The 17,510-nt window shown below is 42.4% G+C and carries 24 protein-coding genes and 1 pseudogene; all 25 read right to left on the bottom strand.

Translation table 11 applies throughout. The annotated features are described in order from the left end of the window. Nucleotides 1-18: 18 nt before the first annotated feature. The 25 genes and pseudogenes from FVA69_RS03100 to FVA69_RS02980 all read right to left on the bottom strand — a co-directional run bounded on the left by FVA69_RS03100 (nt 19) and on the right by FVA69_RS02980 (nt 17,415). Nucleotides 19-2,082: a ClpP-like prohead protease/major capsid protein fusion protein gene (locus tag FVA69_RS03100; RefSeq protein WP_425288262.1), complete on the bottom strand. Its 2,064-nt coding sequence runs from the start codon at nt 2,080-2,082 to the stop codon at nt 19-21. Continuing rightward, on the bottom strand, nt 2,027-3,532 hold the full coding sequence (locus FVA69_RS03095) for a phage portal protein (protein WP_110591871.1): 1,506 nt from the start codon (nt 3,530-3,532) through the stop codon (nt 2,027-2,029). Before FVA69_RS03095 ends, FVA69_RS03100 begins: the two co-directional genes overlap by 56 nt. Continuing rightward, complete coding sequence (locus tag FVA69_RS03090; protein ID WP_094963137.1) at nt 3,529-3,744, bottom strand: hypothetical protein; 216 nt, start codon at nt 3,742-3,744, stop codon at nt 3,529-3,531. Before FVA69_RS03090 ends, FVA69_RS03095 begins: the two co-directional genes overlap by 4 nt. Beyond that, nucleotides 3,741-5,852, bottom strand: a complete 2,112-nt coding sequence (locus FVA69_RS03085; protein WP_164528401.1) for a phage terminase large subunit family protein — start codon at nt 5,850-5,852, stop codon at nt 3,741-3,743. The genes FVA69_RS03090 and FVA69_RS03085 overlap by 4 nt, the downstream gene beginning before the upstream one ends. After that, a complete protein-coding gene (locus FVA69_RS03080) occupies nt 5,849-6,352 on the bottom strand; it encodes a DUF1441 family protein (RefSeq protein ID WP_110591874.1) in 504 nt (167 codons plus the stop codon). Before FVA69_RS03080 ends, FVA69_RS03085 begins: the two co-directional genes overlap by 4 nt. An 866-nt stretch (nt 6,353-7,218) precedes the next feature. Continuing rightward, nucleotides 7,219-7,944: a PP2C family protein-serine/threonine phosphatase gene (locus tag FVA69_RS03075; RefSeq protein ID WP_164528400.1), complete on the bottom strand. Its 726-nt coding sequence runs from the start codon at nt 7,942-7,944 to the stop codon at nt 7,219-7,221. After that, complete coding sequence (locus FVA69_RS03070; RefSeq protein ID WP_164528399.1) at nt 7,941-8,720, bottom strand: protein kinase domain-containing protein; 780 nt, start codon at nt 8,718-8,720, stop codon at nt 7,941-7,943. The genes FVA69_RS03075 and FVA69_RS03070 overlap by 4 nt, the downstream gene beginning before the upstream one ends. Before the next feature lie 173 nt (nt 8,721-8,893). Continuing rightward, on the bottom strand, nt 8,894-9,391 hold the full coding sequence (locus tag FVA69_RS03065) for a hypothetical protein (RefSeq protein WP_164528398.1): 498 nt from the start codon (nt 9,389-9,391) through the stop codon (nt 8,894-8,896). A gap of 58 nt (nt 9,392-9,449) precedes the next feature. Then, nucleotides 9,450-10,022: a lysozyme gene (locus tag FVA69_RS03060; protein ID WP_164528397.1), complete on the bottom strand. Its 573-nt coding sequence runs from the start codon at nt 10,020-10,022 to the stop codon at nt 9,450-9,452. Beyond that, a complete protein-coding gene (locus FVA69_RS03055) occupies nt 10,003-10,203 on the bottom strand; it encodes a phage holin family protein (RefSeq protein ID WP_109913315.1) in 201 nt (66 codons plus the stop codon). Before FVA69_RS03055 ends, FVA69_RS03060 begins: the two co-directional genes overlap by 20 nt. Before the next feature lie 123 nt (nt 10,204-10,326). After that, nucleotides 10,327-11,385: a DNA-methyltransferase gene (locus FVA69_RS03050; protein WP_164528396.1), complete on the bottom strand. Its 1,059-nt coding sequence runs from the start codon at nt 11,383-11,385 to the stop codon at nt 10,327-10,329. A gap of 143 nt (nt 11,386-11,528) precedes the next feature. Then, nucleotides 11,529-11,726: a TrmB family transcriptional regulator gene (locus tag FVA69_RS03045; RefSeq protein ID WP_164528395.1), complete on the bottom strand. Its 198-nt coding sequence runs from the start codon at nt 11,724-11,726 to the stop codon at nt 11,529-11,531. A 153-nt stretch (nt 11,727-11,879) separates the two neighbouring features. Continuing rightward, entirely contained in the window at nt 11,880-12,317 is a 438-nt protein-coding gene (locus FVA69_RS03040) for an antiterminator Q family protein (RefSeq protein WP_164528394.1), read from the bottom strand. A gap of 31 nt (nt 12,318-12,348) precedes the next feature. Further along, nucleotides 12,349-12,687 (bottom strand): annotated as a pseudogene (locus tag FVA69_RS21335) (DUF968 domain-containing protein); the annotation flags it as partial. A 197-nt stretch (nt 12,688-12,884) separates the two neighbouring features. Continuing rightward, the gene (locus FVA69_RS03030) at nt 12,885-13,271 is read right to left on the bottom strand and encodes a RusA family crossover junction endodeoxyribonuclease (protein WP_164528392.1); all 387 of its coding nucleotides are present in this window, start codon (nt 13,269-13,271) and stop codon (nt 12,885-12,887) included. Next, a complete protein-coding gene (locus tag FVA69_RS21610) occupies nt 13,268-13,447 on the bottom strand; it encodes a hypothetical protein (protein WP_164528391.1) in 180 nt (59 codons plus the stop codon). The genes FVA69_RS03030 and FVA69_RS21610 overlap by 4 nt, the downstream gene beginning before the upstream one ends. After that, complete coding sequence (locus tag FVA69_RS03020) at nt 13,444-13,830, bottom strand: hypothetical protein (RefSeq protein ID WP_096863812.1); 387 nt, start codon at nt 13,828-13,830, stop codon at nt 13,444-13,446. Before FVA69_RS03020 ends, FVA69_RS21610 begins: the two co-directional genes overlap by 4 nt. Further along, nucleotides 13,827-14,312 carry a hypothetical protein gene (locus tag FVA69_RS03015; protein ID WP_164528390.1) on the bottom strand — a complete coding sequence of 162 codons (486 nt, stop codon included), beginning with the start codon at nt 14,310-14,312 and terminating at the stop codon, nt 13,827-13,829. The genes FVA69_RS03020 and FVA69_RS03015 overlap by 4 nt, the downstream gene beginning before the upstream one ends. Next, complete coding sequence (locus FVA69_RS03010; protein WP_164528389.1) at nt 14,309-14,953, bottom strand: phage N-6-adenine-methyltransferase; 645 nt, start codon at nt 14,951-14,953, stop codon at nt 14,309-14,311. The genes FVA69_RS03015 and FVA69_RS03010 overlap by 4 nt, the downstream gene beginning before the upstream one ends. Beyond that, nucleotides 14,953-15,201, bottom strand: coding sequence for a hypothetical protein (locus FVA69_RS21605; RefSeq protein ID WP_238789280.1), 249 nt, complete (start codon nt 15,199-15,201; stop codon nt 14,953-14,955). Before FVA69_RS21605 ends, FVA69_RS03010 begins: the two co-directional genes overlap by 1 nt. Next, nucleotides 15,198-16,247 (bottom strand): helix-turn-helix domain-containing protein, encoded by a 1,050-nt coding sequence (locus tag FVA69_RS03000; protein ID WP_164528388.1) that lies wholly within the window; start codon nt 16,245-16,247, stop codon nt 15,198-15,200. The genes FVA69_RS21605 and FVA69_RS03000 overlap by 4 nt, the downstream gene beginning before the upstream one ends. 8 nt (nt 16,248-16,255) lie before the next feature. Continuing rightward, the gene (locus FVA69_RS02995) at nt 16,256-16,435 is read right to left on the bottom strand and encodes a DUF4222 domain-containing protein (RefSeq protein WP_071548505.1); all 180 of its coding nucleotides are present in this window, start codon (nt 16,433-16,435) and stop codon (nt 16,256-16,258) included. Then, nucleotides 16,425-16,601, bottom strand: a complete 177-nt coding sequence (locus tag FVA69_RS21600; protein ID WP_164528387.1) for a hypothetical protein — start codon at nt 16,599-16,601, stop codon at nt 16,425-16,427. The genes FVA69_RS02995 and FVA69_RS21600 overlap by 11 nt, the downstream gene beginning before the upstream one ends. Nucleotides 16,602-16,684: 83 nt before the next feature. Further along, nucleotides 16,685-17,143 carry a YmfL family putative regulatory protein gene (locus tag FVA69_RS02985; protein ID WP_164528386.1) on the bottom strand — a complete coding sequence of 153 codons (459 nt, stop codon included), beginning with the start codon at nt 17,141-17,143 and terminating at the stop codon, nt 16,685-16,687. Between the two features lie 50 nt (nt 17,144-17,193). After that, complete coding sequence (locus FVA69_RS02980; RefSeq protein WP_164528385.1) at nt 17,194-17,415, bottom strand: helix-turn-helix domain-containing protein; 222 nt, start codon at nt 17,413-17,415, stop codon at nt 17,194-17,196. Nucleotides 17,416-17,510: the final 95 nt, after the last annotated feature.

The following is a 17,510-nucleotide window of genomic DNA, read 5'->3' as shown; positions in this document are numbered from 1 at the left end:
TTGTATTTTTAATACGAATTATGCCGCTTCGACACGCACCAGACCGCGATAATCAACAGGGGCAACGCCTGCATCGATGCGGACTTTAGTGGTTACACCGTCAGAAGTGAAACCTTCTTGCTGGTCGATGTAAGGCGTATCAACACCATTTAAATAAGCAACTTCAATGGTATCAGTACCTTTTGCTGAGGTCATATACCAAGTGGTATCACTGTTGATATCCAGACGGGGCTCTGTGATGATTTCAGCGATATTACGGATTGGGTTAATAATATTAGCGTTCACATCTGCGCCTTTTACGCTGCCTGAACCTACTACCTGAATGGCGGCGATTTCTAACGCGGTCGGCACAAGCATAAAGGCAGGGCGAATATTTAACGTACGTTCACCTTCTTTTTGCTTACGCATAGCGGTTCTACCGTTACCAATAGTATCAACATCCATCCCTCCCTTGATCGTGTTGCCATGATCAGCACTAAAGAGGGGTTTGTTATCGGACCGCATTTTTTCATTTTTGGTTAAAATAACGTAAACCAAATCACCAATCGTCGCTTTTGCTGCACGCCCCAATTTCATTGGGATATCGGTTAGCATGGACATGTCGTCATTAATAATGGCTTGACGAGAAATGCTAAACAACTCTCCATAAGTCGCCAGTGCAATCGTCTCTTTTTTGTCGCTGGTCGTTACGTATTTATATTCTGCCCCTTCACGAACTGTGCGAAGTGAATTGAAGCCCCCCATCCCGACACGCGTTGCGGTTTTAAAGTCACTGAGTTGGCCTTTCTTCGTCCACAAATCAAAAGTTTCCTCTGCTTCATTCCATCCCTGTAAAATGGATTTATTGGCAACATCGAGGAGAATATTACCGAAATCAGAGGTTGTATGCGTAAAAGCCATCGCAATCATTTGCATTGGATTGTAACTCGCAACACCCACGCCGCGATCAGCTAATGACATACGCGCCAATTCACGTAACGTCATGCAGTTATATGGGTTATCGGCTTGGGTTTCATCATAACCCGCACGTGCCATCAATGATGCACGGACGCTATCACCTACGATATTGCCGTTATTTGCATAAATATGAGCACCGTAATTATTTTTATTTGTTGGTGTCGCTTCTTTAGCAACCAAATCTAAAATTTTGTCTTTTGCCTGCTCGACGGTGCAGTTGATATCTGTCAGACACTCAACCATGACGCTGTCATGCTTACCGCCAAACATCGCAAATAAATCTTTAATGTCATTCATACGCGTTTGTTCAGCTTGTCGTGCTTGCGCTTGAATGCTTGCCGTATCTGGCTGTTGTGTATTAGTTGGATTTTGTGATTGTGGTGCAGGCTCTGCCACCGGTGCGCTTGGTGTTGTTGTGTTTCGCGGATTAGCGAGACTGTTTTTTAACGTATTTTTTAATGAGTTCGGCATGGATTTAAATTCCTCAATGCGTTTAGATGAAAGACTGGCCATGGCTTTAACCGGCTCAATCACAGTATTAGCAAAACCGTGTTCCACACACTCTTCTGCCGTTAACCATGTCTCTTCACCGAGCATGGCTTCAATTTCTTCTTTGGTTTTCCCTGTTTTCTCCATGTAGGCAGGGATTAAGACGTTTTCAACCTTGTCGAGTAGATCAGCGTAATCGCGCATATCATTAGCATCACCCCACGACACGCCCCAAGGTTTATGGATCATCATCATGGCATTGGTTGGCATAATGATTTCATCACCCACCATGGCAATAACTGACGCCATAGAAGCCGCTAATCCATCGATATAAACCGTAATCGTGGCATTGTGGTTTTTCAGTTGGTTATAAATAGCGATGCCCTCAAAAACTTCACCGCCGGGCGAATGAATATGAAGGTTGATGTGGTTGATATTACCGAGGGAAATTAAATCTTCGGTAAATCGCCGGGCGCTTATCCCCCACATGCCAATTTCGTCATAAATATAAATATCGGCTGAAGTCTCACTGGTCGCTTTCATTTGAAACCAGCTCTTCTCCGGTGCCGACATTAGCGGTTTACTCATCGTCGTGCTGTTTTTTGGTCGCATGAGATGTGTGTTTATCGTCTGCATTGTCGTTACCTTTGTCATTGGCGGGATCTGTGTCATAAACCAATCCAAGCCGTTCATTTTCATCAATTTCCGCTTTGCGGCGGCGTTTAACTTCTGCAGGGTTACCACCTCTAGCGCGAACCCAATCACTCTCTGTTGCCGCCCCTCCTCGAATTTGTGTTTTCCATGCCGCTGACTCTTTAAGTGGATCTATCCACGGCATAACTGGTCCGCTGTAAGTCGCGTTATACAGTGAGCTGCGGTCAACATCAGCCGGAACCACAATGACGCCTGCAGCGATAGCCATCTGTAACCATTGTCGATAAACAGGTCGGCTAACTGAGCCACAGAAGGTATCTTGCAAGATGTAATACCCCTCAAATGATTCCACCAGCTCTTGCCGCTGCGCGCTGTATGTCCCGTTATAATCCCGTGCGATACTGGAATAACTACCGCGACTTCCCGCTGCAACTGCTCTAAGTTGACCATTCCGGAAGTTTTCAAGGTTTGGATTGGGCCTATCAGACTTGATCATGCCAACATCTTCACCGGGCCGTAATTCATCAAAAATAATCCCGGGAACAATATCGATAGTGCGGTCCTCATATTCCCGCTCATCATCGTAAGTCCCTGCATCACCTTTCTTGATGTACATCCCTAGAGAGGCGGCGATACGTGCGGCCGTCAACTCTGCATCTTCGTAGTCTTTTAGAGCACTTAAACGCATTAAGATGCCGGAAAATAAACTATTACCGCGCAGTTGATGTAATCGACGCACATATTTCAAGTGCAGCATGTTTTCCGTCAGGATAGATTTAAGCTCCCCCATCTGCTGGCCTGCGGTTAACAAGTTTTTATAAACAAAGTAAGTTTGTGGGCGGCCCCAATCATTTAATTGGATCCCCTGTCGGATATTTTTCCCGGTATCATCCAAATGAATCGGAACGAAGTCAGGCTCAAGTGCTTCAAGCCAAAATGGAATACCCGCTTGCTTATCAAGCCCTTTCTGATTTCCTCTGACTAATTGAGCAAAAACTTCACCATCACGGATCCATGTTCGAACCAAAAGACGCTCAAGCATTGGACGGGTAAATTGTCCTGTCACCTCTGGACGAATGGACCATTCAGACCATGCCGTTCTGATTTGCTTGGCGAGGTCATCATGGATCTGCCCTGTAAGTGATAGTGGCTGTGGTTCAACAATAATCCCCTTGCTACCAACAATGCGCTCTTCCATTTTGTCGAGAATACCAATCACAAGGTCGTGATTATTATCTAGCCATCGCGCTTGCTCACGTAAGGATTTACCACCAACTTGCGTTAATTGGTTTGCATTTCGGTTCTCTCGACGCGCCTTATGAAGTCGAGAAGGATTGGCGGCTTCATAAGCTTGAATGGCATAACGTGACTTGGCTCGTTGACTCGCCCATGACGGTGAAAATACCGCAATCGCCTTCTCCAACATATTCATGAGAACCTCGCTAATTTATAACCAGGTGACTTGCGATTAGCGGCGCTACTTTGTGAATATCGATACTCCCAATATTCTCGCCCCTTACGGATCTCGCTAAGGTTTTCCATTGTCATTGACTGCCCGTTAAATGTAATACTCTTCCCCTGCAGTATTTCCATTTCTGCTTTTAAATATGCATCTAGCATTTCTTTGATTTGTTCACGGGTCATACCCATCCCCCTGAAGTTGCAGACACAGGAGCCCATGCCGAGCTTGCGCTAGGCGTGGTTTCTTGTGTTTCTGTTTGAATTGGTGTTGATTTTTGAGGAGGTTGATTAGGCGCTGGACGAGATGGTTTAACATCACTGATATCCGGCAACCGAGCCCATTTAGGCGGGTTCTCCCATTTGATTTTTTCGTAACCAAGCAAAATTACCAACGCATGCGCATAGACCATCAAGTCAAAAGCTTCGTTAGCCCCTTTGCCTGGTTTACTCCATTTTCCATTACTGTCGCGCTCTTCATACGTCAATTCATCGTAGAAAGAATTATCAAGCCAATCTGGGAAATGAATATAGTTAGGGCCAACGGTGTCTCGCCCAAGATGAGCAGAAATGCGATCCTTAAGTTCATTGGTTTGTAATAAATGAATAGGTACATCACCCCGCGCTTTTGCTCGGCGATCTGAACGGTTAGTGTTATCAGGGTAGGATTTAGTAATTAGCTTGCTTTTCGCTTTACCATCCCCCTTAAATAAATAAACCCGCCTCGCTAACCCTTCCTTCTTACATTGTCGCCAAAATTTATACGCGTTATCAGTTACCCCTTCTTCCCCACCGGTATCTATTGCCATGCAATGGACGCCCATTTCAACGTTGTCATGATCGTGAATTGGGTAAGTTTTATCGAGCACATCCGTAATGAGAACATCCCAATCCTCCGCGTAAGATGAAGGATTAATGGGCAGTGATTCACCATCTTCGTTTGTTCTTAATGAATGAGTGATATCAAATCGGTCAATTATCCAACGCTCACCTCTGGTGCCATAGCCTGTGACCTGAACGACAAAACGCCGCTTTTTACCGCCCTGAACGTCAATAGTTGCAACAAGAAAACGAACGCCATTAGGCACTGAGCCATAGTCCCAATACTCTGCTCGGGCTTTAAGATCATCGCCGCTTCGCTGCTCTTGACTGATTTTTGGTAAATAAGGTTGTCCCCAGTCGGTATTAATAACAGACTTTAGTGTTTCCTCACTACCAGTTCGCTCGTATTCTTGCTCCGCATTGAGTAAGTTATAAACTAACTTTTCCCATGTTTGATAAGCGGCTGCGGGGCCTTCCATCCAAAATGAAGCAATACGCGACTCCCTTGGCTCACCTGTCACAACACCATTTTGGTCAATAGACTGCCCCTCTTTGAGCCAAATACCTTTATTATTTAGCGCTCTTTTCTGATCAGGTTCAATGAGCCCCAGACAGTGTGGACACTGTAATCGAGCGGCTTTGCTGCCCACTGTTGGGTCATCCCCCTCATTAAAACCCACCATATTTTCTCGAATGGGCAAAAAATATTCCGAACAGTGCGGGCATGGCCAATACCAGCGGCGGCGATCGCCACGATTATAAAGTGACAAAATGCCCGTTGTTGGCGGAGCTTCGTGAGGTGTATTTCGTCGCCACTTACTGTCTGTTATCTCTCGACCAGGGGAGCTTTCAACCAGTGTTTTCCCTGCGGACATGAATGTGGTTGTTCGCTTTGCAGCTAGCGTATAAGCATCCCCTTCACCGTCAACATCTTCGGGAAATCGGTCATAATCCGTTAAAGCAACAAAACGATAATCCGAAGAGGACATGATATTGACGGATGGCCAGCCAATTTTTAAGTAATTTCCTGCCCTAAATGTTTTGTCATGGACGTTATTATCATTTCGGTGTGGGCTTAGTCTTTTAGCCACTTCACGACTAGAGCGAAAGGCTCTGTCTAATCGCTTTTTAGAGTGCTCTCGCGCTTTTTCTTCTGTCATTTGAATGAGAAGAAAATCCGCAGGGTCACACACAATGACATAAACAATCCAACCATCAATTAACCCCAGTGATTTCCCCGTACGAGCTGGACCAACAAATATCACCGAATCATAGCGGCGATCTGAAAGGCAATTCATGGGTTCAATAATATAGGGGGTTAATGAGTCATCCCACGGAATGGAAGAGCCTTCACCCATGGGCACCCGCATGTATTTTTTCACTGCCTGAGCAATTGGCATTCTACGTGGCGCTTTTAGTAAGGATGCAACATCCTTTCTTACTGTTGATGCTGAGGCATAATTTACTGTCATTCGTCAAAATCCTCCGCATCCATCACGCGAGCAGCTAGAATATCCCGTAATTCATCGACAATGATTTGCACCTCAGTGAGCTGTTCAGCATTCCAACCTTTATCTCGCTCTAATTTATCGGGCCATGTATCTAAAACTTGGGTTATTGCTTTAACCAGTACCGCCATTTCCAAATGCACATCGGCAACGGGAACCAGTTGTTTAAGCGTAGTTTCCAACTTAATTCTTTCATTTTCAGACTGATACCAATCCTTTCGCTCTTTAGGTGGCATCAGTGTGGGATCTTGAAGGTTATTTGTATTTACATCGGGGTCGGCACCGAAAAGTATCGGTCCAATATCTCGCAAGGCATAAACGGGATTGCCTCGCACAATATTGGCAATGGGAGTATTTGCATCGAGCAATCGCTTTTTAACTGTTCCGCGATTTAAGCCGAATGCTTCAGCAATCTTAGCCACGCTCCAGTTGTAGGCGTCCCCCAGATTGCTGATGTTGGACATTGACACCTCACTCTGTCAGGTGAAAACTGATATTTTTATTTATTATCAGATAGATATAACACATTGAGGTGACAACTCTTTTTAAAAATTGTCACCTCAATGTCGATATTTGCAAATTAAATCAAAAGGTTAAATCACCTGCTGCTGACAGCATGAAAAATTGAAAACGAGCCGTTTTCCGCGCGCATGCCGCCTCGTGGTAAGGGTACCCCCTCAGGAGTACCTTTTGAATTATGCGTAAAATTAATCAATCTAATGAGTTTAAGGTTTCTTTGGTGGCGAGAGTGACTTGGAATTGCTAGACCACTTGGGTTGATACCCTTTAACATTTGTATCGCCATCATTTAGTTGCTTGTCCAGTTGTTCTCTGAATTGATTAGGATTATTAAAACCTTGACTGCCCATACATTACCTCACTGTGCGCCCACAAAGCTTTAGATTTAGCTGTCTCAGGTTTTCAGCGATTGCCCTAGCCTACCGCTGTGTAGGCTTTTTTTTATTTGCATACGCGTTTTTCAATATTCTTTTCCGTATTTCGTAACAATTTATACCTAGATTATTTAACTTGTGTTGGTATCATGCGCACGCCCTTACGACATTTGGGTATTCATAATCAAAAATTAGTTCAATAAACTAAATAAATCCTTTCCCCTTTTCGCAAAAGGGGATTTTTTTATTACAACTAACCTAATTTAGCCCGCACAAGGCAATCTTTAGCCTAAAGTAACTTGCGAGGCCCAGCTGACTTATCGGTATCATCTGGTAACAACTCATCCATCTGTTGATGGCTTCTGTAATTGCCTCAAACAAAAAAGCCACCAGCTATTAACTGATGGCTTAAATATATAATTCAAATAACAAATATATTATGAATGTATTCTTATTTTGATGCTTAAGAACGTGTAATCATCAATAATATCTTTTTCAATTCTTCGTCTTAAGCTAGCTGAGAATGCAGATGGTAATCCCATTGTTCTCTCCGAAAATCTAGGTCTTGATTCCCAGTGTTTGTATGCTCCATCTGACATTAAAGTTAATATAACATTTTCCTTATCAGCAATATCCAAGATATTTTTATCAAAAGAGTCATATTGCAATTCTATGTCATTAGATAGAGCTGCTGTAAGAATAGTTGATAACCTTTCCTTATGATTCCGAAGGTTTCTCATACTGTGCTCACCAGAGTCTAATAGCTCTTGATACTTTGTATGATCTTTAGTTAGTTGGATTAATTTATTTTCATTTTTAAAATAAAGTCGGCAATCACCTACATGACCCACGTGGATCACTGAGTTTACTATATGCACAATTGTTAGTGTAGTTGCCACACTAAAACCAAACTTATTTATAGCTTCTTTAGCGTAAATGAACGCTTTATCTATATTGAAATTTGGTTCCGCAATTAGCTTTTGGATTGCTTGTATTGCACTTTTTGAGGCTAAATCAGCATGCTCTGTCGATCCAACCCCATCTGCTATAGCAAAGACAATATTTGAGTCATAATCGTATGTAGGAGGTAAGAAATAATCCTCATTTACAAGCTTGCCCTTAGCTGCCTCACTGAAACAGGATATGTCAATTATTCTATTCACGGCGCTACCCCCATAGCTTTACAGAAATCAACTAACAATTCATTAGCATCTACATACCTATTTTCTGGCCAATGCTCCCTACACTTTGATATGACTTTTTTTAGTTTGTCAGTGCGATCACTTGAATATATATCACTAATAACTTGCCCTATGGCAAAAATATCTGATTGGACTGAAAACAAACCACTTTCCGTTATTTCTGGAGCTCTATATCCATCAGTTCCCATTCCATTTGGTTGAAATTTTGTTTTTATTTCAGCTCTAACCTGATTTAAATCCTTAACTAACCCAAAGTCACTGATTTTATATCTTCCATCACTGTATTGAAGAATATTTGCAGGCTTTAAGTCTCTATGAACGTATTCATGGTCATGTATGGTCTTAATGCCCAGAATTATTTGTATCACTGACTTAATTTTATCTTCAGCTGACATGCCAGCCTTAATAGCCTCGACCAAGTTACAATCAGCTTTCTCCATAACAAAATAAGGTTTGTCTCCAGCTGTACTGAACAGCACTATTGGCGCTATGGAATCATAATTAATTCGATTAAGAGTACACTGTGTTTTGATCTCAACTAAAAACCTTTCCCTCAAATCAGCAATTTCTTTTAACTTTGTATTGTTATTTTCTGGTGATGGGGAGAAATACTTTCTTGCGTATCTTTTTGAGTGTGTTTTTTGCAAGTTGTATACATTAACCTCATAAACCTCCCCAAAGCCTCCGCGCCCTAACCTTTGCAAATCCTCTAAAAAATAATTGCCACATTGATCCACATTAAGTCCTCAAATAAGAAGCTACGGGATTATGAGAGTCAATCTCGTCCTGAGCTAGTACAAATCACCATAATTTAACTTTATGATACTAGGCTTGGAGGGTATAGAGAATAGTTAATTTATTTAATATTGACTCGGTTCTAATTATATTTTGAATAGGAATTGAGGCTAGATTACTCCTCCCTACTCCGTTCAATCCCTCGAATAGCTTTTAATTGCTCATTGGCCTTATCTAACGCTGATAATAAAGGGTCAATCCATAGCACCGCTTGGCAATAAGTTAAGGTGCTGGTGCTGGTGGTAGTGGTACTAGTACTGGCTCGGTTAACGTTTTGGGGATCGGCGTACATTGACCGTAATTCGTAGGTATACTTGAGCAACCCATCAGCAATAGGCTGAGGCACAGGCAAATCACAAGTAAGCTCTTTTTTGAGTATTTCTCGATATTCAATGACTTTCTCCTGTGATTTGGCTTCTGCCTGAATGCCATGGCGATAAGCTGTGGTAGCTATTTGATTAAACCGATTGAATTGAAGCGACTGAGTAGCAATGATTTTGCTTTTCTTAAAGTTGTCATCTTTCAACAGTGAATTGCTTTCATGTTCAGTGACAGCCCACCAGCCTAGACCGACAACCATAATAAATAACCAGAATGAATTATCTATCTTCATAAGTTCACCTGCCTACCCTTATAGTGGTCGATAGCTTTTTGGCAGCGCTTTTCTAAGCTTACCTTATCAATACTGCAGGTATCGTCTCTGAGTACATATACGCCAGTTGCCAAGTGGATGGGGATTCCGATAATGAAAGCGGATATGCATAAGCGAACTCGCCAAGGCATACGGCTTTTTCTACTTCTCGTCTTGTCATTAACCCTTTCCATTTGACACCCCCAGCATATATCCAACGTTTAAGTTCATTACATGCGCCAGCTTGGTCACCAGCATTAAGTTTTTTAAGTAACGTAGAGCGCGAGAAAGCGCCTGTTCCGACGTTATATGTAAATGAGTACAGTGCAGCCCTTGTGTAATCAGGGATATCAACCTTAATTAAAGGATTCACGGCCTTAGCGACAATTGCCAAGTCTTTTTCTAACAGAGCATCACACTCGGCTTTTGTGTAGGTTTTTGTGGGGATAATGTCAGAGCCTGTATGCCCGTAACACACGGTAAGAACTCCAACTACATCACGGTAAGGTTTGGCCTCGTACCCCTCGAATTCTGTAACCATTGCAACAGTTAAAGCCATCAGTCCACCACCAGCTGCAGCGGCAATTTTTATTTTATTTGGTATTTTTGCCACTGTTAGCCTCTCTTAATTTGAATTCTTTCCGTTTGTAGTACCAATTCACCAAGAAGGTAGCGACAGTACATATAATCCCGATGAGCACCGCCCATTGATCTAGAGATAATGCCCCTGCCGCTGTGGTAATCACTCCGAGAGCATAAGAAAAAGGGCTTGAGTATTTTTCGTGCATACGCATATCCACCCCCTTCGGAGTGTTCCGTTAATTGTGATTGTGGGAATTTCTGTTTTTTCGCCCTCATTTGAGGGGATAAAATAAGAAGTGATGCCTGATTTAGCTCAGGCTGGCTGCTGTAAGCCACTACAGCTTTTGTCGCTCTGTATTCTGCTCTATTTCTAACTTAGTTTGCTCAAATCGCTCAGTTTCAAGCTCTACCCCAATAACACGACGATTAAGTTTTAATGCCGCTTTTATTGTGGCGCCAGAACCCATGAAGAAATCAGCCACTACATCACCCTCGCGGCTACTACTATTAATAATGTGTTCCATCATCGCTGAAGGTTTTTCACATGGATGTTTGCCCGGGTAGTATTGTACAGGTGGATATACCCACACATCTGTATAAGGAACATCAACGGTCACGGAGAAAGGACGGCGTAATAGTTTGTATTGCTGAGATAATTCATGATATTCGCGCCTTAGTAGTTTTTGTTCACTAACTAAATCAGCGTGCTGGCGGCTTAATGGATTGTCGCTGAACTGTTTTACCGCTACTTTGTTAAATAGCTCTTGTAGCTTCAAGTAGTCTGATTCGTTTGGTAATTGCCATTGACTATACCCAAACCAGTGCGATGCCATTTGCTTTCCAGTCGCCTGATGTATTTCCTTAGCTGTTATACCTAATGAGTCCCTTGCTTGTTTAAAGTACTCAATTAATGGCCTCAGCGTGTTTTCTTTCAATTCTCTGCGCCGCTGAAGATAACCACTACTTTTACCCTTATAGGGGCTTTGATAGTGTTCAGCAAACAAGATCCGCTCTGTCGCTGGGAAATAACTTCTCAGACTTTCTTTGTTTTGTCGTCGCCATGGTCCTGATGGTTTAGCCCATATGATGTGATTTAAAACGTCGAACCGCTCACGCACTAATATTTCCGTATCAGCCGCCAGCTTTGAGCCACAAAACATATATAAGCTGCCGTTTGGCTTCAGAACGCGCCAAAATTCCGCAAGTATTTCATCAAGCCACGATAAATATGCAGTGACATTTTCCCACTGATTATCCCAACTACACGCTTTTACTTGAAAGTATGGCGGGTCAGTTGCGATTAAATCAATACAATTATCGGGAAGTGTTTTTATGTAGCTGAGTGAGTCATCATTGACTAAATTGACACTGTTTAAATTTACAGTATTTTTCATAGATCATGGAAACCTTTTTTGATAAGCTCCACCATGCTTTGTGCACATAAGCAGTGGGCTTTAGTTTGTCCGTGATCTACCGGAACGGGCGAATGACTGTAAGAGTGCTACCAACACTTTTACAGTCGCCCATTTTCACAGTACTAGATATTTTGAAATGTATTTTCTTCGATGTTTTCTTTGATTAATCCCGCTATCGCTAGTTGCGTTAATATCAACTGACAGCGTGATTTTGCTAATTCAGTGTAACCTGAGATTTCTTCTATTGTCGCCCACCAGGAGTGCGGAACAACCTCTAAAACTATCTTTGCCTCTTCTGTGATATCACTCTGTTTTAACATGATATTTTTAAACCTTTGGTCAGTTATTGTGCATAACTACACATGTAACTCTGAGCAAAGGTAACAGCAAGTTCTATTTGCTTATAACGCAAAAACCCTGCACAAATGGCAAGGTTTCATTCTATAAGTTCGGTTACAACGTATTCACTCTTATCACAATAACATCGAATTTGCGTAGCGCACTAATACTTTTTTACTATCTATCGCTTTTACTTTGTTAATAACCTCAGAGTCCATTTCTAGGGTTACACCCAGCATGGCTAAGCAACCATCCACAAAGCCTTCAGCAACTTGCATCATTTGCCTAATTCGCCCCTCACTCATTTTCCATTCCTTAGCAATATTGCGTTTTGACACCCCATAAAGGTAATGCAAAACAATTAATTCTAGCTCTTCCTCTTTTCTTACCTGCCGTAGCTTCGCAATAACACTATCAATAATTATCCCATCATCATCACTACATGATTCTCTTGCTGGTTCTTTGTTTGCAATTAGGCCTTTAAAGCCCGCAGCAATATGGGAATAATCGATTCCCGGATTATCACTCGTCCAACCTGCCCATTTTTGTAAAACCAACTGAATATCTCTCATGCAAAAAGTCTCCTGCGTTCCGCACAACGCATTAACCGAAAACACCCAGACCGATAGACCGATCTAGAAATTTAAATAACAAAATAATTTGGCTTCCATGCTCCCGCTCCCACCCATTTGGATCTTTATGTAACTCGCTGTGGTGAATACGACACAATGGAATAGTGAACAAGTCATGGGCTTTAGTGCCTGTTCCACCTTGCCCGTAACCGATTAAATGGTGAGCATCATCCACTGTGGCGCCACAAACACAACACGGCTGTGATTTAACCCACTGTAGGTATTTATCATTTGTCCAGCGCAGTAGTTTTGGCTTTTTCATGAAACTAGCTGGTGGCTCGGGATCGATGGTTAAATTTAATACAGGTTTTGATACCCGTTCATCACCAGCTACGCCGCTGAGGTATTGGTCAGAAAGAGAGATAAGGCCTGATGGTTTATGCTTTAGCTCCTCAGGTAAAGTCATGAGCAACATTCTTCCATTGAATGTATTTAAATGTGCTCCTGGTCTAAATATCACCGCGCTAAGCTCAGGTATTAATATTGGAGTTAATATCCATTGGTGGCTCATGATATTTTCTCCAATTCTGCATTGAGGGGCCTTATCTCAATTTCAAATCGACCACCTTTAACTACCTCACACCAAGTGATATCAACATGCTTAACTTGCTCATCGTCTTTCCAAATATTGGCATGGGTTATGGCGTCAAATGGTGCTTTTAGATAGTTATCAATATCCCTTCTGTGATAAGTGGGTGGGAACATCTTCACAATGACGGATACATTTTCAGTAATTACCCTAGGCCTTGGCCTTAATTGAGTATAAATAGCAGCTATTGCACTAGCCCGAAATGCACGCCCCTTTGCACTGATTAACGTTTTACCGTTTATGTTCCGCCAGCAAGCATTAACACTTGGAGGGAATGGGAGTATTAATGTAATTGAAGAATTCATTTTGATACCACCTCATTCCATAATTTTACAGCTTCAGTTCTATCGTTTACTGCAGGGCTTTTTTTTCCGCAGCTATGACAATAAACATAAAACCAAGTGCGATATTCTAGGGTTTGAATGTGCAGATCTTCACTGCCGCATTTGCATTGATGGATTTCTGGCATTTTATTTTTCATCCAACCTTCCCCTCATGCTGAAGCTTTTTATTTTCAATAAACATTAAATCTGTTCTGGCGCTTCGCAATCTGGCTTTAGTGTTCTTTTCTTCCCTCAAAAGCCCATCGACTGATTTGCGCAGTTCGTCACGCTTATTTAATAATTCACTCATACCTCGGATTACTGACTCGGCATTATTCGCCCTAGCTAACAGAACATCAAAAGCCTCGACAACACAGCCACAATCGTTGCATTCAACTGTTCTATGCTCTTCATCGATAACTAGTGAATGATGCTTACAGTACATTTGCTGTCTGCTTTTTCTTCCCTTTACTTCCGTGTCGATAGTGGGAATTGCATCACTAGGCGCTTTGAATTGAATAACATTATCATCTGCACTCATGGCCTCACCCCCGCCAGTAACTGATCTAACTGTTTAAGTGATTGATTCCCCATATCGCCTACGTAAGCTTTTTCAACAACTTTAATGCCACACTCGAATTGAGGCTCAGGCTCGCACTTCTTGATTTCGTCTACTTTTTTAGGCTTAGCTGGTGGCTGCGCTTTAAGCTGTGCTTTAAGCTTTGCCTTGGCTTTAATAGCTTTCTGGCGCTCTTTTTCTTTCCTCTCTTTCTCAATTGACTGTTTTAGTTTGGTGATAGCATATGGCGTCACTTGATAATGGCTTATTGCGTGACCCTTACCGTCCTTCTTCATTTCACCAAGGTAATTGACACACCCAAGATCAATTAGGATGACAAGCATTCTTCTGGATAATAACTTGTGGTACCCACACATGCTTTTGAGGTGATTTGTGTTAAAGGCGTCGAATTGACGACCCGCTTTAATTATTTCAATGCATTGTTGGTAAGTGTCGACTCTCACGCTGCCACCCCCATTTTTTTAGCTAACCACCTAACCTGCTCTATGAATATCCTGCCTCGCTCCTCTAGATCTTCACGCTGGATATAATCAAATGGTTTCCCATCCCATGTTTTATCGAAAACAACTATTGCCCCAGCAAACATTGCACCAGATGGTTTTTGCTTATCATCGGCTGGGTTAAACCACTTAGGGACGTCAAAACCAATACGCCCAGTAATAAAACAGACATGATCTGCATTTTTCGGCCACCAACTTTCACTTGTTGCTGCTTTCAACAGAAAAACATAGCGACCACCTTTTTCTCTCATTGCAAAAGCGTGGCTCATAATATGACTAACGCCCGTTATGGCTTGCTTTTCATGATATGAACTACGTGAATATGGAGGGTTACCAAAAGCAGCACCACCAGTCTCTTTCAACCTTTCGTACCAGTCTTGAGTTAATGCATTATCTTCTGCTGTATAAAAATTGGGTGCTTTGGTATTTTTACCGTCAGTAAATAAATCAAGCTTGAATAAGCCATATATCGAGCTGATACCCCAGTACAATTCATCGGGTGTACACCACTGATCCCCAATTTCATTAAGCTTATGTCGTGGTTTAGCTTTAAGCGCCTCGAGGCTTTGAATGTATTTATTCATCAGATAGCACCTCGCTGCTGGTGGGATTTAACATACTCGCGCATATGCTTATAACGCAGCTGAACTTGAAAATGGTCAACATGATGATTTAAGTGGCGAAACTTCCTGCAAGTCACTAAATCACGGCGGGATTGATTCCATCTGTTACGAAGCTTGCGAATCGTGCGCCATTTACGTAGCTGCTTGAACATGGCAATCATGCCTAGCACGTCAACGCCATAAATTGTTTTAGTTTCACTACGCATCATGCTGTCACCTCTCTCGCTGCTTGTTCTGCTGCCTGTTGCCAAATGCCTGCCCATGCCTTGCGCCCTACAAAATCAGTCATGCGACGAACGCCCGATTTCCCAGCCAACTCACTTGCAATTTCTTCAATACGATTTTGAGGTTTTGAGCGGGAGCCGATGATCCGTGTAAATGCCTCATCACGCTCAACAGCATCGACTTTAACTTTTTGCTCACCAGCAAGGCGCAATGTGAGGTCATCCCACTGGTTGCGCAGTGTTCTTGGGCACTGAACGTTTTTCCTCCAGAAATCGTCTTGGGTAACACGCTTGTAGAATTGGCAAATTTCTTTGTGACTATGCTCGTCAACACTGACCATCAGGCGAACTTCGTTAGCCCAATCGGTAAAATTAGGCTCCTTAGGAGCTTTAAGCCCTAAGTCTTTGAATACCTCGCACTTGCGGTCAAATAACCATTCGGCGCATTTGAGGTCATTGGCTGAGCCCCATTTTTGGAAGTTAGCGCTGTAAATCACCGCTTCTGGGTAACGATTTAAAAAATCAATTTTTGACTGGTCGCTGGATTCGCTAGAATTCTGCGACGAAGAGTTAGTTACTGATGGATCATGTATTGAAGTTACTGACGGATCGCCCCCAGATTCTGGCGGGTCAAAACGATTATTTTTGATTGATTCTGACGGGACAGATTTTGATGCAACAGATTTTGATGCGTCAGAATCTGAAACGTCAGAAACTGGCGGTTGAGAAAGTGCAGCCATTGCCGCTGAAGCTAATTTATCAACGTTCAATTGATAGATATTACTTGCGTTACGATTACCTTTACGGCGCTTTTCGCTTGATAACCAACCGGCTTTTTCTAAGTTTTTAATAGCGGTACGCACAGTACTTTCACCCGCACCTATTTGCCGGGCAATTGTCGGTACTGATGGCCAACAAACACCATCATCATTTGAAAAGTCAGCGAGACGGGCCATTATCGCAACAGAGGTTATCTTTAAACCTGCACTTGCGCAGCCATCCCATACATAACTTGATAGTTTTACGCTCATGCTGTTACCTACTTAACTTCTGTGTAATATTTTTTGAATTGTTCGAGGGGCTCAAAACAGGGATGCTCATAGTCATCGAGCATGAAAACAACCCGTTGCCTTGGTTTGTCCCACTCAACAACATGGACAATACGGCCTCGCTTATCTCGGAAGTAACGATTAAGGTTTTTATGCTTTTCATTGGACATGATCCCCTCTCCCGCAACTTGCATTAAAATCATCTACCAACCACTCAACAAACTTGTAGTTGGTCTCCTGCCGTCCTTCTGGTACCTTTAGTTCATAGACAAAACGACCATCACGGATAGAAACTCTCACTTGCGTTCTACCGCGTAAATTCGTTACACTGCTCATGCTAGTTACTCCACACAAGTTGTTATTAGCACTCGACGCCTCGGACCGCATATCTGGGGCGTCCCCCTTTCTGAACATGCTCATCATTGTTTAATCCCATAAACCGTTTTTAATGACTCAATAAACCCTGCAGCGTACCCAAACACCTTTGCCAACTTGCGATCTATTGCCTTAATTTCCTCGTCAGTAAGAACTCCATCAGAAATGCTATTTTGAATCAGTACAGATAACGCACCTTGCATAGCGCCAAGATTCATGCGTATTTCAAAGAGTTCGACTGTATCTAAATTCTCAGGCTCAACTTTAGTTGCAGGAACCATCGAGTGACGATCCATGTGATATTCCACCAGCAACTTAGTGCCTGATAATTCCTCAATCGCTTCAAGTTCATCATTTTCAAAGAAACGACAGCCGTTTTTCTCATATAGCTTGTTATTGAAAGTAGTTTCAGAAATACCCAAAGCACCCGCCATCGCTGAACGACCACCAGGGAATGCCTTGCACATTTCTTTTACGACTTCTTTTAATGTTTGTTTGCACATATCTACAATTCCGTTGTTTTGTTGGTAGTTAACTCAGTTAGTTGGTTTTGCTATTGTTTGCCTGTGCCAATTAGCTCATAAAGGTCTGGCCTTATCTCATGAGGTAAAACTGAATTGTTGGTGGCTTTCACAATAGCCATAACCAATCTTGCATCTACGCCACCTCCATGAAGCCAGCGCCAAACTGTTGGTTGGCTAACGCCGCATAAGTCAGCTAGCTTTTTTTGCCCCCCAGCAATATCAATCGCTTTTTGAATTGCTTTGTTTTTCATTTTTTAACCCTTTTAGTATTGTCGTGAGACAAATAATAGCAATGAGTATTAATTTATACAATAGCAATAAGAATTTGATTTTTAATACGCATGAC

Source organism: Providencia sp. PROV004 (assembly GCF_011045615.1).
Lineage (GTDB): Bacteria > Pseudomonadota > Gammaproteobacteria > Enterobacterales > Enterobacteriaceae > Providencia > Providencia rettgeri.
Note: the sequence above shows the minus strand (reverse complement) of the source record. Positions and strands in the feature narration are given on the sequence as shown.

What these genes read in the sequence shown, in the direction of transcription:
- FVA69_RS02985 (WP_164528386.1), bottom strand. Translation starts at nt 17,143, where the DNA reads ATGTGCAAACAAACATTAAAAGAAGTCGTAAAAGAAATGTGCAAGGCA.
- FVA69_RS03100 (WP_425288262.1), bottom strand. Translation starts at nt 2,082, where the DNA reads ATGCAGACGATAAACACACATCTCATGCGACCAAAAAACAGCACGACG.
- FVA69_RS03020 (WP_096863812.1), bottom strand. Translation starts at nt 13,830, where the DNA reads ATGAGTGCAGATGATAATGTTATTCAATTCAAAGCGCCTAGTGATGCA.
- FVA69_RS03065 (WP_164528398.1), bottom strand. Translation starts at nt 9,391, where the DNA reads ATGAAGATAGATAATTCATTCTGGTTATTTATTATGGTTGTCGGTCTA.
- FVA69_RS03055 (WP_109913315.1), bottom strand. Translation starts at nt 10,203, where the DNA reads ATGCGTATGCACGAAAAATACTCAAGCCCTTTTTCTTATGCTCTCGGA.
- FVA69_RS03045 (WP_164528395.1), bottom strand. Translation starts at nt 11,726, where the DNA reads ATGTTAAAACAGAGTGATATCACAGAAGAGGCAAAGATAGTTTTAGAG.
- FVA69_RS02995 (WP_071548505.1), bottom strand. Translation starts at nt 16,435, where the DNA reads ATGTCCAATGAAAAGCATAAAAACCTTAATCGTTACTTCCGAGATAAG.
- FVA69_RS21610 (WP_164528391.1), bottom strand. Translation starts at nt 13,447, where the DNA reads ATGAAAAATAAAATGCCAGAAATCCATCAATGCAAATGCGGCAGTGAA.
- FVA69_RS03090 (WP_094963137.1), bottom strand. Translation starts at nt 3,744, where the DNA reads ATGACCCGTGAACAAATCAAAGAAATGCTAGATGCATATTTAAAAGCA.
- FVA69_RS03085 (WP_164528401.1), bottom strand. Translation starts at nt 5,852, where the DNA reads ATGACAGTAAATTATGCCTCAGCATCAACAGTAAGAAAGGATGTTGCA.
- FVA69_RS21600 (WP_164528387.1), bottom strand. Translation starts at nt 16,601, where the DNA reads ATGAGCAGTGTAACGAATTTACGCGGTAGAACGCAAGTGAGAGTTTCT.
- FVA69_RS03040 (WP_164528394.1), bottom strand. Translation starts at nt 12,317, where the DNA reads ATGAGAGATATTCAGTTGGTTTTACAAAAATGGGCAGGTTGGACGAGT.
- FVA69_RS02980 (WP_164528385.1), bottom strand. Translation starts at nt 17,415, where the DNA reads ATGAAAAACAAAGCAATTCAAAAAGCGATTGATATTGCTGGGGGGCAA.
- FVA69_RS21605 (WP_238789280.1), bottom strand. Translation starts at nt 15,201, where the DNA reads ATGATGCGTAGTGAAACTAAAACAATTTATGGCGTTGACGTGCTAGGC.
- FVA69_RS03050 (WP_164528396.1), bottom strand. Translation starts at nt 11,385, where the DNA reads ATGAAAAATACTGTAAATTTAAACAGTGTCAATTTAGTCAATGATGAC.
- FVA69_RS03080 (WP_110591874.1), bottom strand. Translation starts at nt 6,352, where the DNA reads ATGTCCAACATCAGCAATCTGGGGGACGCCTACAACTGGAGCGTGGCT.
- FVA69_RS03010 (WP_164528389.1), bottom strand. Translation starts at nt 14,953, where the DNA reads ATGAATAAATACATTCAAAGCCTCGAGGCGCTTAAAGCTAAACCACGA.
- FVA69_RS03030 (WP_164528392.1), bottom strand. Translation starts at nt 13,271, where the DNA reads ATGAATTCTTCAATTACATTAATACTCCCATTCCCTCCAAGTGTTAAT.
- FVA69_RS03000 (WP_164528388.1), bottom strand. Translation starts at nt 16,247, where the DNA reads ATGAGCGTAAAACTATCAAGTTATGTATGGGATGGCTGCGCAAGTGCA.
- FVA69_RS03095 (WP_110591871.1), bottom strand. Translation starts at nt 3,532, where the DNA reads ATGAATATGTTGGAGAAGGCGATTGCGGTATTTTCACCGTCATGGGCG.